The sequence below is a fragment of the Wigglesworthia glossinidia endosymbiont of Glossina morsitans morsitans (Yale colony) genome, from assembly GCF_000247565.1.
Classification (GTDB): Bacteria; Pseudomonadota; Gammaproteobacteria; order Enterobacterales; family Enterobacteriaceae; genus Wigglesworthia; species Wigglesworthia glossinidia_B.
Genome location: NC_016893.1, coordinates 329,572 through 346,208, shown reverse-complemented (window position 1 = coordinate 346,208; position 16,637 = coordinate 329,572). Strand labels below are relative to the sequence as shown.

Here is a 16,637-nt window from a genome sequence, read left to right as displayed (position 1 = left end):
AATTATTAAAAAAATTAGAAATTTTTTTTTAAAAAAAATTTACTCGAAGTCGATACTCCTGTATTAAGCTATAGAACATCTAACGATGTACATTTATCTTCATTTCAAACATATCTAAAAAATTATAATGATGAAAAGAAAATATTATACTTAATCACGAGTCCCGAACATCATATGAAACGACTCTTAGCATCTGGATTTGGAGGAATTTTTCAAATTTGCAAAAGTTTTAGAAATTCTGAAATTGGTCGGTATCATAATCCAGAATTTACTATGCTCGAATGGTATCGACCTCATTATAATATGTTTAAGTTAATTCGAGAAGTAGATAATTTTTTACATTATGTTATACCTGGATTAAAAAAATCTTGTTTTATATCGTATGATCAATTATTTTTAAAATATTTTGGGATTGATCCTTTTAAATCAAAAATCAAGCAAATACGAAAAATTGTCGAAAAAATCACAATTTTCAATAATAACAATCATCATGACAGAGATGAAATGTTGCAAATTTTATTCGAATATAAAATATCTCCAAATCTTGGAAAAGAACATCCAATTTTTATACATCATTTTCCTGTACTACAAAGTAGTATGTCAGCAGTATGCTTAAAAAATAATAAATTTGCTGAAAGATTCGAGTTATACTATCACGGTATTGAGCTAGCAAATGGATGTTGTGAGTTAATAAATGCAAAAGAACAGCATAAACGTTTTATTTTAAATAATATTCAACGCAAAAAAAAAGGATTGTCTGAAAAAGAAATCGATATAAAATTATTACACGCTATAAATTCCGGGATACCTTTTTGTTCCGGTGTTGCTGTTGGAATAGACAGATTAATTATGATTGCATTAAATGCCAAGAAAATTCAAGATGTTATATTATTTTCAATCGATTGTGCATAAATATATTCAAAGATTTTTTATTGTTAAACTACTTGTACTCATGTATTAATTGAAATGGAGGATAAGGCAACTGAATACCGTGCTCGCGATAGCAATCTAAAATCAATTTGTTCACTTGATGCCTTAATGGCATACGATGACTCATCTCAGCCGCATATATACGTAATTCAAACAAAGGCAAACCTTTTTGTATGTCTACTAAAAATGCTTCCGGTATAGGAAAATCTAAAACTAGCGGACAACGAATTGCTGCTTGAACTAAAATATTAGAAATTTTTTCAATATTTGATTCTGCAGGAGCTGGTACATGTAATACTACACGTGTTACAGTATCCGAAAGTGACCAATTAACAAATTGCTCAGTAATAAATGCTTTGTTTGGAACAATAATTTCTTTTCTATCCCAATCAGTAATTGTAGTAGCGCGAGTGTTAATTTTTGTAATACTTCCTGTTAAACTTCGAATAGTAACAGTGTCGCCTATTCGGATAGGTTTTTCAAATAAAATAATTAATCCAGATACAAAGTTAGCAAATATTTCTTGTAATCCAAAGCCTAATCCTACGCCTAATGCCGCTGCTAACCATTGAAATTTAGACCATTCCATACCAACTATAGAAAACCCAATTAATCCTCCTAATAACATTAATCCATATTTAGTAAGCGTAGTAATTGCATATCCTGTACCTGGAGTTAAATTTAAATGCTGTAATAAAGCAAGTTCTAATAAAGCTGGAAGATTACGTACCATTTGCGTGGTAATAATTAATATTAAAATAACAATAAAAATTGAATTTAACGTAATTGGTTTCAAATTGTCTATTCCTTTTAGAGTCGATGCAGAATCCCACAGAGTGATATTTTCTAAAAAGGAAAAAGCTGAATGCAATTCAGACCATAATAAAATAACAGATAGTAATGCCATAAGCGTTAATATAGAACGTACTAATTGCAAAGATTTTGCGCTAATAGTATCTAAATCTAAAATTTTATTATCTACTTCAGCAGCAACTTCATTTAATTGAGATGGTGACAACATTTGTTCGTCAGTATTACGTGCACGCTGTGCTAACATTTCTGCACGACGTTGTTTGGCTCTTTCAAATGCAATCCTACGTCTTTGAATAAACATCCATCTACGAATAATATGATATATAATTAATAAAAATAACCAAATCGTTAATGATGTTTCTAAACGTGTTAGTAGTACTTGAGCAGTAGAAAAGTATCCTAAAGATGCAGAAATAATTGCAAGTATTGGAGCACAAATCATAAAATTCCAAAAAGAACGATTAATAATATTATTATTTGAACCAATTTTATCGAGATATAATAATAATCCTGCACGTTTGAAACTATTAGTCACTAAAGATAAACCGATACAAATCAAAATAAAACACAATCTTCCAATACTACTGGTAAATTCACGATCACTATAATTATTAATAGTAATTAATATTGTTATTAATGGTATTATTGTAGTAATCGACAAAGTATAATAACGCAGTGCACAACGTATTTGTTCTACTTTCCAGCCAAAATGTATTACAAACAATCCTTTTGGTAAAGCAAAAGATGCACATAACAACAATACCCATAGTATAAAAGATGTTGAAATCATAGCTTCTCCTAAAGCTACTGATATCGGATATGCCCATGCATGACTAAATCCATATCCTAAAGATATCCACAAAATAGGGAAAGGAGCAGCAACTAACATAGACCAAAAAACATTTTTCAATGTAATAGAAAATCGATCTTGATTTACTTTTCCTACCTGAATGCTAGATCGATTTAAAAAAGATAAATAATGTTTACGGGAACTAAACATAAAACCCCAAAATAAAAAAGCGCTAAATAATAATAATAGTGTATTGCGGCTAGTTAATATTGTTTTCATTGCATTAAAAATTTGAGATAACATATATCTATTGAACATTTTTTTTAAATCTTGAATAACAGATAAAATAAACGAAGGTGTTAAAGAATTAGTATCTGCAACCCAAAATAAATATTTGTGTGAAGCTTCTTTAACTTCTTTAATTGCTTCTTCCAATTGTCCATAAAGCGCTTTTAATTTTGTTAACTCTAGTATTTGAGTATCACATCCTATTAATAATGAATCTAATAAATCACGTTGTATTAACAATTGTTCTTCAAAAATTTTGAATTGATCTTTTGTAAGAATAAATTTAATTTTTTTTTTATTAGATTCTTCAGACAATAATTTGTTTATTAAATCTTCAAAATATAAACGTTGAACACGAATTTGCACCATATTTGTATTAAGTTGTTGAGATTTAGGAACTTCTGGTAATTTAGACATTTGAGATCGTAATGTTTCACCTAAAATTGGAGATTCATCTAACCATTGCGATTGCTCAATTAAGGTACTAAGTGCATGGCGTACTTGTAAGATATCTTTAGTTGATTGTCGTTGTTTAAACGCTATAGAATCCATTTCTTGTGATTGTTGATTTAATGCAAGAGACAGATCATGATTTTTTTTGAATTGTATAATAACAATTTGTGGAAAAGCATCAATTTCTTTAGAAGATTTTTCTGCATCATGCAATGCTTTTTCCGATTCTTGTTTACGTAAATTATATAAATTGTTTTTTAAAATTTGTAATTCTTGATCAATTTTATTATATTTTGACTTTAATAGATCTATACGTATTTTTGATAATTCTTGACGATAATTTACGCTAAGTTGTGCTAAATCTAATTCTTCTATTTTTAATCTTTTTGCTATACGTTGCATACGTAAATTAGTAAATTGTGCTTTTTCTATTAAAGAATTTGGTTTAGAAATAACATGTATATAATTATCAATATTATTTAGTTCTTTTCTTGCTTCTGCTTGTTGATGTGGCAATATCATTACAGAATCTGCAATTACACGAGCCTGTTCTTGTTCTTGTTTTAATTGATTAACTAAAATAATTAATCGATTATTAGCTTTTAATAGTTCTTGATTTACTTCTTTAGCTGAAAATTTAATAACGACATCATTATAATATGTATTTTTTAATTTTTTTTCTTCTTGAATTTGTTTAATAAGTATTGGAAAATTTTCAATAATTTTTTGATATTCTTTTATTTTTTGGATTGATGCTTTACTTTCTGTAATAAAATCTAAAGCTGATTGTAAAGATACAATAATATCTAATTGATGTGAGATACGATTATTGCTTTGAATTTGTTGTAGTTCTTTTTTAATTTGGCTTTCTTCAAAATCAATATCACCATATGCACTTAAAACATAAAAAATAAAAAAAATAATTAAATATAAACTTTTATATTTTTTAATTAATAAATCTTTCTTTGTTGTTCTGAATTCCATAAGCTAATATATTGCCTATACGCATAGTATCATATGTATTTAAATTTTCTCCTAATAGAATATTTTCTTTAGTAAAAACAGTAATTACAGTAGATCCAAGCGTAAACAATCCCATCTCTTCTCCTTTATTTAAATATATTTTTTGTTGCATATTATTTGAATACTTCCATAATTTAATAATTCCTTCTCGAGGTGGCGTAACTTTTCCAAACCAAGTAGTAGAGATAGTACCACAAATTATTGATCCAATTAATATTTGAAGCATAGGTCCAAATCTCGTATTAAATAAACAAATTACACGTTCATTTTTAGCGAAAACATTTGGAATTTTACTAAAAAATTTCGTATTTACAGAAAATAATTGTCCTGGTACATATAACATTTTTTGTAATATTCCATCACATGGCATATGAACTCTATGATAATTTTTAGGAGATAAATATGTAGTAAAAAAAATTCCATATTGAAACAGTTTTATCATTTTTTCATTTTCAGCTAATAGTGCATTTAAAGTATATCCGTGATTTTTTATTTGCAGTTCTTTAGTCTCTTCAAAATATCCAAATTGTGTTAACATCCCATCTGCTGGACAAACAATAATTAAAGGATCAGGATGCACAGGTCTGAAATTCATATCAATCTTTCTAGAAAAGAACTCATTAAACGAAGAATATAATTTAAGATTTGATTGTTTTATTTCTTTGACATTAATTTTATATATTTTTATAAATATTAAAATGCTGAAATATGCTAGTGTTTTGCATTTGCATTCTGCAATCCATCCAAAAAATTTAGTAATCCAAAGTTTAGGTAAAAAATTTTGCAACATAATATACATGTTATTATTAATCTCCTTAAGTAGAAGCGTTTATAAAAAATATAAATTTTATTCTTTAATTTTTTATTAAAAAAATTACTCTTTAATAAAATAAAATATCTGTATTAAACTTTAAAAGTGAAAATTGCTAATAATTAGCAGTCATATAAAATAAATTTTTAATTTTATTTAACCTGAAATTAGATTTATTTTAATAAATAATTTATAATTTAAAATTAATCAATGAATTATTTTAAATATATTTATGTTATACAAATTTATTAAGTACATTTTATACACATAAAAAATATATTTACAACATAAAAAATTTCACACTATTTATGAACACCAACAACAAAAGAAATAAAGATAATCTTATTTGGATTGATTTAGAAATGACAGGATTAAACTTAAAAAATGATCGCATTATAGAAATATCTACCATTGTAACTGATAAAAACATAAATATATTGTCAGAAGGACCTTCTATAGCAATTTTTCAATCAGAATTACAATTAAAAAAAATGAATTCTTGGAATACTTTAACACATACAAAAAATGGATTAATAGAACGTGTAAAAAATAGCATACATTCTGAAAAATCAGCAATGTTTGAAACTTTAAAATTTATTTCAAAATGGACGTATCCTCAAAAATCTCCAATATGTGGTAATAGCATATATTATGATCGTCAATTTTTATTGCATTATATGACAGATTTAGAAAAATATTTTCATTATCGTTGCATAGATGTAAGTAGTATCAAAGAGCTCGTTAAAAGATGGAATCCAAAAATTTTACTGAAATTAAAGAAAAAAAATTTGCATACGGCTTTGAATGACATTCGAGAATCTATTGCAGAATTAATACATTATCGAAAATATTTTATAAATTTAAAAGTAAATAAATAGAACTTAAATTTTACTATACTAATTTTTTTTTATCCAAAATTTCAACAAATATATAATACTGAAAATTATTATAATAGTTGGAATTGTACATAAAACTGTTATAAATATATTTTCGTATCTATTAAATATCCAAGTTTTACCTAATAAAAATCCTATTAAAGTTAAAATTGATACCCAAAAAAAAGCGCTAATAACGTTGAAAAAATAAAATTTGCTACTTTTGAAACCGGATAAACCAAAAAAAATTGGTAAAATTGTTCTTACAAAAACAATAAATCTTCCAATAAATAATGCAAAAAATCCATGCAAACAAAATAAATGATATGCACGGTCAAAATATTTTTTAGGTAATTTAGATATCCATAAATTTATAATAGGTGTATTTTTTAACCATTTTCCTTGTAAATATCCTATCCAACTTCCTATGCTAGCAGATATCGTCAATAAAAAAACAATAAAATAAAAATTTAATATATTTTTAGATATTAATATTCCTAATAAAATTAACAAACTATCTCCAGGCAAAAAAGATACCGGAAGAAAACCATTTTCCAAAATTAGAATGATACAAATTACTAAATAAAATAACCATATTATATTTAATTGAGATAAAATATTAATATCTTGTTCTAAAAAAGCTTTATACAGTGCTTTCAATGAATTCATTTACTTTCTCATGTTTATTAGTTAGAAATGCACTTTAAATGCAACTGCAAATTAAAATAATAAATTGAAGTTTTTAATTTAGTATGTATCACATAATTAAAGATTTTATTAAAAATTTCATTTTTTATATTTTAAATATAATTTTAAAGTATATTATATTTTATATACAATATGTACTAATTATATTAGTAATATTTATTCAAAAAAATTTTATTAAATTTTTTGAAAAAATTTTTCTAAAATATTGAAAATAAATTAAATAAAAATTCTATTTTTTTATAAACTACATTTAATTTAATTAAAAGTATTATTTAATAAATAAATTTTAATTTTTTAAAAAAAATAATAAAGCAAAATTTTATTAAATCGATTAAATAAAAAAATGTGATAAAAATAAATAATAACTTTTTTAATAGTAAAAAAGTAAAATCGTACAATTTCTATTGTATGCAATATAAAATTATAAAAAAATAAATTTTTCAAATCATTAAAATAGCTTAAGTTTTATAGTTAATACATATTCAAATTTAATTGAAATAAAAATTTTTATTCAAAAACATATTTTTAATAAATTGTTTTACTAAACAAGGAAAAATATTTGAAATATACAATCCTAAATTTCTCATTAATACAAAATAAGGGGTACGATTAGCAAAAAGATCTATTAAAAAATTTGTTATATATATCGTTTTTGATTGATCTATTTTTCTTGAATTTTGATATTTTAATAAAATATTATAGTTTCCAAGATCTATATGTTTTTTTGAAGCATTCCTTAATATTCTAGCCAATGATATTGCATCTCGAATACCTAAATTTAATCCTTGTCCTGCAATAGGATGTATAACTTGCGCGGAGTTGCCGATTAACACCAATCTGTGTGAAATATGTTGATTAGCAATTTTAAGACTTAAATTAACATATTGTTGATTTTCAAAAACATATAAAGCACCAAGACTTGATCCGAAGATCTTTTGTATTTTTTGTGATAATTTTTTTTTATTCCAAGATTTAATCATGTTAAGTTGATTTTCTGGAAAACACCAAACTATAGCGCCAATATTAAATTTTAATGGCAAAAAAGCTAAAGATCCTGATGATAAAAATTTTTCAAAAGCACAAAAATTATGAGAAAAAGTAGTATATATTTTACTAGACATAGCAATTGATTTATAAGAATATTGTGTATAAGTAATGTTAAATTGATTTGCTATATTTGTACGCATTCCATCTGCAACTACTATAAGTTGACTAATTAATTTCTTTCCATTATCTAAGAGAACAATATTGTTATATTTTTCTCGGATAATTTTTATAGGTTTTGCGGGGCAATGAACGTAAATATTATTTTTTGTTTTTAATAATTGAAATAATTTTGATCTCATAAGTTGTGAAGAAATTGTATAACCAAAAAAAGGTAATAAAAAATCATGAGAAAAAATTTGAATTTTACTTAAATTATTTTGATCGCTTACTTCTATAGTGGATATTTTAGTAACGTATTTGATAAAATGATTCCAGATTTTCATATCTTTTAATACATAATATGTATAATAAGATATCGCTATAGTACGATCATAACAGAACTTTCTATTATAATTTTCGGGTTTGTTAACTTCTACTAAATCAATAATAATTTGATTATTACTAAGGTGTGATAACGCTAAAGCAAATACAAGTCCAACAATACCTCCTCCGATGATAGTAAGTTTCATATAGGTTTACGCATTAGTTTTTCAATTTCATTAGGTGTTTTAATTAAATTTTGAGTAAAAATTTTGTTTCCTTTAGAAGTAATAACAATATTTTCCTCAATACGAATCCCTATTCCACGATATAAAAATGGAATATTATTATTTTTTGGAATATAAATTCCAGGTTCTACAGCTAGAGTCATTCCAGGTTTTAAAATTGTATTATCATTACACGGCATATATTCGCAATCATGTACACTCAGTCCAATCCAATGACATAGTCGATGCATAAAAAATTTTTTATATATTTTTGTATGCATTAATTGATTTATGGTGCCATTAATTAACCCAATTGATTTAAGTTTTGATAATAGTAACTGAATTACTTGAATATTAATTATTTTAATTTTTATGTTTGGCTTAAACAATTTTAAAGCAAGATTTAACATATCTAGTACAATATGATATATAATACGTTGTTCTTTTAAAAAGATTCCATTCACTGGAATGGTTCTAGTAATATCACTGGTATAATTACAATATTCACAGCCTGCATCAATCAACACTAATTCACCATTTTTCATTTTTTTATTATTTTTTGTATAGTGTAAAATGCAAGAATTCTCGCCGCTACCTACAATAGTATTGTAAGAATTAGTTAGACAACCATTACGTAGAAATTCATGATGAATTTCTGCAACTAATTCGTATTCATATCTTTTTGGTTGACAAAATTTAATAGCCCTAATATGCGCGAGAATACTGATATCACAAGCTTTTTGAATAAAATAAATTTCTTGTTTTGATTTAATTAAACGCATTTTATATACGAACAGTCTCCAATCTAAAATACGTTTTGGAGCACAAAATTTTTTATTTTTTTTTGATTTTAATCTTAGTTTTTCTAGAGTTAAAAAAAATATTTTATCGTACTTTTCATTCAATCCTATTGCATAATAAACAACATGTAAATAATTTAAAATTAAATACAATCTATTTTCAATATCATTCCATGTATACGAATAATTAACATATAATTTTTTTAAAGCAGATTTTTGTCCTAAGTTGCTCCCAAACCATTGTTTGTTATTAGTGTTTTTTTTTTGGTTAAATATTATACATTGATTATTGTTATGACGTTTTATCAAAATAAATAATGCTTGAGGTTCATTAAATCCAGTAAAATAAAAAAAATTTTTATCTTGTCTATACTGAAAATTATAATCAAAATTTTTGTTATTCTCTGCAGCTGCAAAAATTAAAGTAGCACTTTCTGGAGCCATTTGTGCAAATAATTTTTTTCTTCTATTGAGATATTCTTGATACATATAAAATTTAAGTTGTTATATTTAAAAATTAATTTTTTTATAAAAAAAATCTATTATTATAAAATAATTTATTAAATACTTTAATTGTTAGTTGCATGTTAAAATTTAGTATATAATTTTTTTTTAATAAATAATAATTTTTTAATAAAAATGGATTTATCATCATGGAACAACCGGTAGATATTCAAATATTTGGACGTACATTACGTATTAATTGCCCTGAGGAAAAACGCGCAGAACTTAACCGGGCCGCAAAGTATTTAGAAAAACAATTACAAGAACTTAAAGAGCGTACTAAAATTTCTAATGTAGAACAATTACTTTTTATTTCTGCTTTAAACATATGTTACGATCTTAATCAAGAAAAAGCTAAATTTCAAAACTATACTGTAAGTATAGATCGTGGTATCCAGTCTTTGAAAGATACAGTTTCTCGTGCTATATCAGAGCATAATACACAAACTTTGCAAACAAATAACATCAAAAAAATCTAGAAAAATTTCATAATTATCATTTTAATTTTATATTATCGTTTGATTCAATTCCGAATATTTTAAATTTAAAAAGTATGGTATTTCAAATCTTATTAAACTTTTTAGAATCATGCTATGTTTAATAATGTTGTATTCCCTCCTGCAGCAGTAGTATTAGTGCTGATTGTTCTTTCAATTAAAAAGCGTTCTAAAAATATTTTTCTTGTCCCTTTAGCATGGCTATGTACTGTAATAACAGGCCCGGGTCTTTCTGATAAAAATTTTAAAATATCTTTGAGATCTTCAGGAGATCCATGAAAGAAAATTGAATCAAAATTTACATGTTCTCTTTTCCAATTTGGCACTAAAATGATATTTTGCATTAAAGATTTTGGCAAAATAGAAAAAATTTTTTGACTTATTGGTGTATGTGATAAAATAGATTTTCCTCCTAAACTAGTGATCGCTGATAATTGAATTATTAAGTCGTGTTCATTATCCGATAAACACAGTACTCTTTCCCTTGGTAAGAGCAGATAATTATTTTCTTCTCCAGTTGGACCGATTAAATTGCATGTTGTTCCTGATTTTGACATTTTTATAAATTTACTACAGTATTTTTCTAGCTCGGGATAATTCATGGATATCCATTCAAGAAAATGAATAGATAAATTTTCTATCTTTTTACGGTATATTTTATTAATATCTTTTTTATTTAAATTTTTTAATGATAATAAGTTTTCGTTTTTTCTATCAGAGAATAACCTATATAAATACAATGGTCCGCCTGCTTTTGGTCCAGTACCAGATAGATTTTCTCCCCCGAAAGGTTGTACTCCTACTACAGCTCCAACAATATTTCTATTAACATAGATATTACCGACTTTTACAGAATTTACAATTTTATCTATTTTTTCTTCTATTCGGGAATGTATTCCAAGCGTTAATCCATATCCAGTAGAATTAATTTCTTGAATAATTTTATCCATTTCTTCATACTTATATTTAATTACATGTAAAACTGGACCAAAAATTTCTTCTTTAATTTCACTGATATTATTAAGTTCTATTAAAGTTGGTAAAACAAAATTTCCTAAATCACATGAATAATTTCTATTTGCTTCACTTTGCCATACTACATAGTTATTTTTTTGCATATTTGATACGTGTTGATCAATTTTAAATTTTGCATTTTTATCAATAACTGGGCCTATATCGATATCGAGATGCTCCGGGTTACCTATATTGTAGGTATTAATTGCTCCTTTTAACATATGTAAAGTACGGTCAGCTACGTCTTCTTGAATGCATAATAAACGTAAAGCTGAACAACGCTGACCTGCACTGTCAAATGCTGAGATAATAACATCGTTTATTACTTGTTCTGTTAGTGCAGATGAATCAACAATCATAGCATTTAATCCACCAGTTTCTGCAATAAGTGGGATAGGAGATCCGTTACTGCTTAATCTATCAGATAAGTTTTTTTGTAATAATCGTGCAACTTGTGTAGATCCCGTGAACATAACGCCATGAGTTCTTTGATCTTTTGACAAAGCTTCTCCGATAATTTTGCCGCTGCCAGGTAAAAATTGCAAAACATCTTCAGGAATTCCAGAATCTAACATTAACTGAATTGCTTTATATGCAACAATCGGAGTTTGTTCTGCCGGTTTTGCAATTACAACATTTCCGGCTGCTAATGCAGCTGATAGTTGACCGATAAAAATAGCAAGTGGAAAATTCCATGGACTAATACATACAACACACCCTAATGGACAATAATCTTTATTTTGCAAGTTTTTTATTTGATAAGCATAATATCGTAAAAAATCAATAGATTCCCTAATTTCCGAAATTGCATTAGAAAAAGTTTTTCCTGCTTCGCGTACTAATAATCCAATAAATATTTCTATATTATTTTCGATTTTATTAGCAGCTTCTTGTAAAATTTCACTTCTTTTTATGGGTTCTATAGATGCCCATTTTTTTATTCCTTTTACGGAACTAACCAAAGCAGATTCTACATCTTGAATAGTTGCTTGTTGACATTCTCCTATAATGTCATTTTTATTTGCAGGATTTTTAATAATTTTTATAGGACCTGTATCTATTTTCCCTGAAATTTTTGGATAAATTTTCCATTTATTTGTTTTATTCTTAAATAAGTCAGAGGATAATTTTGCTAAAACATTTTCATTTGCAAGATTTAATCCAATAGAATTTTTTCTCTCTAATCCATATAAATGAATCGGTGCAGGAATATTTGGATTCGAAGCTCCAATTAAAATATTTTCTTTTTGTGCTATTTGTTTGACTTCTGAAATTGGACTAAGAATAAGTTTTTCAATTGGAATAGTATGATCTGAAATACGATTTATAAAAGAATTATTTGCTCCATTTTCTAATATTCTACGTACTAAATATGCTAATAATGTTTTGTGCGTTCCGACTGGTGCGTAAATACGACATGGTCGATTTAGTTTTTTATCATTATTTTTTCCCACAACTTGTTTATATAATTGTTCTCCCATGCCATGTAAACATTGAAATTCGTACTGCCCCGGGTAATAGTTATTACCTGCAAAGTAATAAATAGACGCTACTGTTTGCGCATTATGTGTGGCAAATTGAGGATATATGTAATTCGCTTGTGACAATAATTTTTTTGCGCATGCTAAATATGACACATCTGTATATACTTTTCGTGTAAATACTGGATAATCTTCTATTCCTTCTATTTGTGCATTTTTTATTTCACTATCCCAATATGCACCTTTTACGAGTCGTATCATAAGGCGTCTTTTTGTACGTTTCGCGATATCTACTAATTCGTCAATTACATACATACAGCGTTTTTGGTAAGCTTGTATTACAAAACCAATTCCATTCCATCCGCTTAATGATGGTTCACAGCATAATCGTTCTAAAAGATCTAAAGATATTTCGAGTCGATTAGCTTCTTCTGCATCAATGTTTATTCCTATATCATAATTTTTTGCTAATACGGTTAAGGTGTGTAATCTAGGATATAATTCGGACATAATTTGATTATAATGGTTTCTAGAATAACGAGGATGTAGCGCAGATAATTTTACTGAAATTCCTGATCCATGATAAATGCCTTTTTTTAAAGATGCTTTTCCGATGCAATGAATCGCATTTTCATATGATGACATATATGATTGCGCATCTTCTTCTGTAACTGCAGATTCTCCGAGCATATCATAAGAATACGTAAACCCTGTTTTTTCTAAATTTTGAGTATTTTTTAACGCTTGTTGTATATCTTCGCCTACTACAAATTGTTTACCCATTAATTGCATGGCTACGTTTACGCCTTTTCTAATAATAGGTTCTCCAATTCTTTTAATTACTTTATTTAAAGCATGAGATAAATTTTCTTCTGTATATTTTTGAATTATAGTATTTGTTAAACATAACCCCCAGATGGCAGAATTTACAAATAAGCTTTTTTTTGTTCCAAAATGACTCTTCCAGTTTCTATTTTTTATTTTGTCTTTAATTAAAGCGTCACGAGTATTAATATCTGGAACTCTTAATAACGCTTCTGCAAGACACATAAGAGCAACGCCTTCTTGAGAAGATAATGGAAATTCTTGCAATAAATCTTGTATGATTTGTTCTCTGTTATATCTTTTTTTCTTTTTTCTTAGTCCTGTTACTAAAATTTTTGACAATTTATAAATTTTTTGTTCTGTATTTTCGTCGCAATTTGCTAAGTCTAACAATTTAGGCAAAATTTTAGTTTCAGCAATGCTCCATGACCTGGTAACTCGTGAACGTAAATGTGATTGAGGTAATATTTGTTGGGCAAAGTCAAAAAAAGGTTGCGAAAAACTTTCTGTATTTATTAAATATTTTTCGTTTTCAGAATTATTTAAATTTTCAATTTTTTTATTAGATTTTAATGTTTTTTCCAACGTATCAAGATGAAGAAAAATTGCTTGTTTTACTAACCAATTCGGCGTACGATTTAACCGATTTGATAGTTTTTCGATACGATGGAGTAATTTGTCGTCTAATTTAACACCTAATATGTTATTGTCCATCCTTTTATCTCGTATTTATTGATTTTAAGTTAGTTAAACATTTTGACATTAATTTATTTTAATTTTAAAAATAAAAAATATTGCAAGAATTAATCTTATATTTTTTTTGAAGTTCAATAAATTCTGTACATATCATAAATTAATATGCATATTGTTCATTTTTATCTTAAAAAGATAATTGTTTAATGTAAAATAGATTTTATATAAAATTTTTTATTTTCTATTATTCAGATTTTATATCATATAATTGTTGTTGTTGATTAATTCTTTGAAAAAGAAAGTAAATTATTTTATTTTTAAGTTTAGTTGCAATAAATCTTGTATAAAACTTATGTTATTTTTATTTTCTAAAAATTTTCTAATACATACAGCTGTAGATTGACCTATATCTTTTATTTTTAATAATGAATGAAAATCAGAATTTATAAAATTGTAATATGTTTTATAGTAATTCTCAAGATTTATAGACGTTGTTAATCCGACTTGGGGAATACCTAAGCCGTATATAAGACGATGTAATTTTACTTCTTTAGAATTTTTAATAGAATTGATTAAATTTTTTCCGGATTTCAATTGAATTTTATTAATACGTGTAATTTTTTTGAGATCTAATCGAAAAAAATCTGCCGGAGTAATTAAAATTTTTTTATCTACTAGCTTAGAAATTATTTTTTTTCCCATGCCTCGAATATTTAAAGCATTACGAGAAGCAAAATGTATTAAAGCTGCTTTTTTTTGTGCATGACATGTGATACCTCCACTGCAGTACCATTTTTTTTTGCCTACAATACTTATAATATCTGAATCGCAGATTTTACATTTTTTAGGAAAAATAATTTTTTTTGCATTTTTTGTACGCTTCGAAAATATTACTTTAGAAATTTTGGGAATGACTTCTCCTACATGTTTTACAATTACGGTATCATTAATCATAACATTTAATCTATTTATTTCATTAAAATTATATAAAGAAACAAATTTTACAATTGTACCTAAAAAACATACAGGTTTAATTTGAGCTATAGGTGTTACAATTCCTGTACGACCGATAGTAAAATCTACACTTATGATTTTTGTAATTTTTTCTAATGCTGGAAACTTATAAGCGATAGCCCATTTTGGTGCTTTAGCAACACATCCTATTTTATTTTGATGTAATATAGAGTCTACTTTTATTACAATGCCATCTATTTCAAAATCTAAAGTTTTTCGAATTTTTTTAATTGTATTGTAATAATTAACAATTTGATGTAGTCCTACGCAAATCTTTGTATAATGATTAGTTGGTATGTTCCATAATTTCAAAATTTTTAATCTTTTATACTGACTATCCGGTAATTTATATCCATCTGAGTAGCCAATTCCATAAGCATAAAACATTAAATATCTGTTTTCTGTAATCTTTGGATTAATTTGTCTTAAAGAACCCGAAGCAGCGTTACGCGGATTAGAAAATAATTTTTTATTATTTAACTTAGCTACTTCATTAAGTTTGAAAAATTTGGATTTATTAATAAAAACTTCTCCTCTTATTTCTATATATTTACAAGCAGTATCATTTGTTTTTAAATTATACGGTATTGTTTGCATCATTAAGGCATTTTTTGTTACATCTTCGCCAAAAACTCCATTTCCTCGAGTAGAGGCTCGAACGAGTATTCCGTATTCATATGTTAAATTTATAGCTAATCCGTCAATTTTTAATTCGCAACAATATGTGATTTCTTCTCCGGTATTGAGAATTTTTTGTATTTTTTTATTGAATTTGAATAATTCTGTGTTGTTAGAAATGCTATCTAAAGATAGCATTAAAGATTTATGTTGTATCTGTAAAAGTTTTACATTACAATCTTGTCCTATTGCTTGTGTAGGTGAATCTTGAGAACGTAAAAACGGGTATTTATGTTCTAATTTACTTAGTTTTAATAAATTAAAGTCGTATACTGAATCTTCAACTAAAGATTGATTTTTATTATAATAATAATCTGACCACAAGTTAAGTTTTTTACGAAGATAAAATATTCTATTTTTTATATTTTTATATTTGTTTGACATATTTTGTATTTAAAATTGTATATATTTTTTGATAATTTATGTTAAAAAATACAATATACAAATATTAGCAATTTTTTAAATTAAAACAATAATGCTATAAATTTAATTTTTATTAAAAATTTAAAATGATAAGTAAAAATAATTTTTATATCATTTAAATAAAATATAGATTATTTTTTTTAAAAAGTTAAATTTATAATTATATGTTCGTGAAATTATTATAAAGTCTTCTCATTTAGGTGAGATGTCCGAGTGGTTTAAGGAGCAGGCCTGGAAAGCATGTATACGCATTGTGCGTATCGAGGGTTCGAATCCCTCTCTCACCGTAGAAATATATCAATTAATAAAATTTGTACATATAT

General features: G+C 25.7%; 9 protein-coding genes, 1 tRNA gene and 1 pseudogene. 4 read left to right on the top strand and 7 right to left on the bottom strand.

Annotation, left to right across the window (positions count from 1 at the left end):
• Positions 1 to 30 precede the first annotated feature (30 nt).
• A pseudogene (gene epmA, locus WIGMOR_RS01675) lies at positions 31 to 912 on the top strand (elongation factor P--(R)-beta-lysine ligase); the annotation flags it as partial.
• Positions 913 to 940: 28 nt separating this feature from the next.
• Here epmA and mscM read toward each other — a convergent pair.
• Complete coding sequence (gene mscM, locus WIGMOR_RS01670) at positions 941 to 4,258, bottom strand: miniconductance mechanosensitive channel MscM (RefSeq protein WP_014354108.1); 3,318 nt, start codon at positions 4,256 to 4,258, stop codon at positions 941 to 943.
• Positions 4,221 to 5,087, bottom strand: coding sequence for an archaetidylserine decarboxylase (gene asd / locus WIGMOR_RS01665; protein ID WP_236607855.1), 867 nt, complete (start codon positions 5,085 to 5,087; stop codon positions 4,221 to 4,223). The genes mscM and asd overlap by 38 nt, the downstream gene beginning before the upstream one ends.
• A 329-nt stretch (positions 5,088 to 5,416) precedes the next feature.
• On the opposite strand from asd, the gene orn reads away from it, so the two are divergent.
• On the top strand, positions 5,417 to 5,986 hold the full coding sequence (gene orn, locus WIGMOR_RS01660; protein WP_014354106.1) for an oligoribonuclease: 570 nt from the start codon (positions 5,417 to 5,419) through the stop codon (positions 5,984 to 5,986).
• 18 nt (positions 5,987 to 6,004) lie between these two features.
• Here the strand turns inward: orn and WIGMOR_RS01655 are convergent, their stop codons facing one another.
• The 3 genes from WIGMOR_RS01655 to pepP form a co-directional block, all read right to left on the bottom strand.
• Positions 6,005 to 6,652: a DedA family protein gene (locus tag WIGMOR_RS01655; protein ID WP_014354105.1), complete on the bottom strand. Its 648-nt coding sequence runs from the start codon at positions 6,650 to 6,652 to the stop codon at positions 6,005 to 6,007.
• A gap of 527 nt (positions 6,653 to 7,179) precedes the next feature.
• Positions 7,180 to 8,367, bottom strand: a complete 1,188-nt coding sequence (locus WIGMOR_RS01650) for an FAD-dependent monooxygenase (RefSeq protein WP_014354104.1) — start codon at positions 8,365 to 8,367, stop codon at positions 7,180 to 7,182.
• Positions 8,364 to 9,674 (bottom strand): Xaa-Pro aminopeptidase, encoded by a 1,311-nt coding sequence (gene pepP, locus WIGMOR_RS01645; protein WP_014354103.1) that lies wholly within the window; start codon positions 9,672 to 9,674, stop codon positions 8,364 to 8,366. Before pepP ends, WIGMOR_RS01650 begins: the two co-directional genes overlap by 4 nt.
• A gap of 161 nt (positions 9,675 to 9,835) precedes the next feature.
• On the opposite strand from pepP, the gene zapA reads away from it, so the two are divergent.
• Complete coding sequence (gene zapA, locus WIGMOR_RS01640; RefSeq protein WP_184486957.1) at positions 9,836 to 10,168, top strand: cell division protein ZapA; 333 nt, start codon at positions 9,836 to 9,838, stop codon at positions 10,166 to 10,168.
• Positions 10,169 to 10,275: 107 nt separating this feature from the next.
• Here zapA and putA read toward each other — a convergent pair whose 3' ends face one another.
• Together putA and ligA are read right to left on the bottom strand one after the other, a co-directional pair.
• The gene (gene putA, locus WIGMOR_RS01635; RefSeq protein ID WP_014354101.1) at positions 10,276 to 14,220 is read right to left on the bottom strand and encodes a trifunctional transcriptional regulator/proline dehydrogenase/L-glutamate gamma-semialdehyde dehydrogenase; all 3,945 of its coding nucleotides are present in this window, start codon (positions 14,218 to 14,220) and stop codon (positions 10,276 to 10,278) included.
• 285 nt (positions 14,221 to 14,505) lie between these two features.
• Positions 14,506 to 16,275 (bottom strand): NAD-dependent DNA ligase LigA, encoded by a 1,770-nt coding sequence (gene ligA, locus WIGMOR_RS01630; RefSeq protein WP_014354100.1) that lies wholly within the window; start codon positions 16,273 to 16,275, stop codon positions 14,506 to 14,508.
• Between the two features lie 238 nt (positions 16,276 to 16,513).
• Between ligA and WIGMOR_RS01625 the strand changes: the two genes are divergently transcribed.
• Positions 16,514 to 16,601: transfer RNA gene (locus tag WIGMOR_RS01625), tRNA-Ser, on the top strand.
• The last annotated feature ends 36 nt before the right edge of the window (positions 16,602 to 16,637 follow it).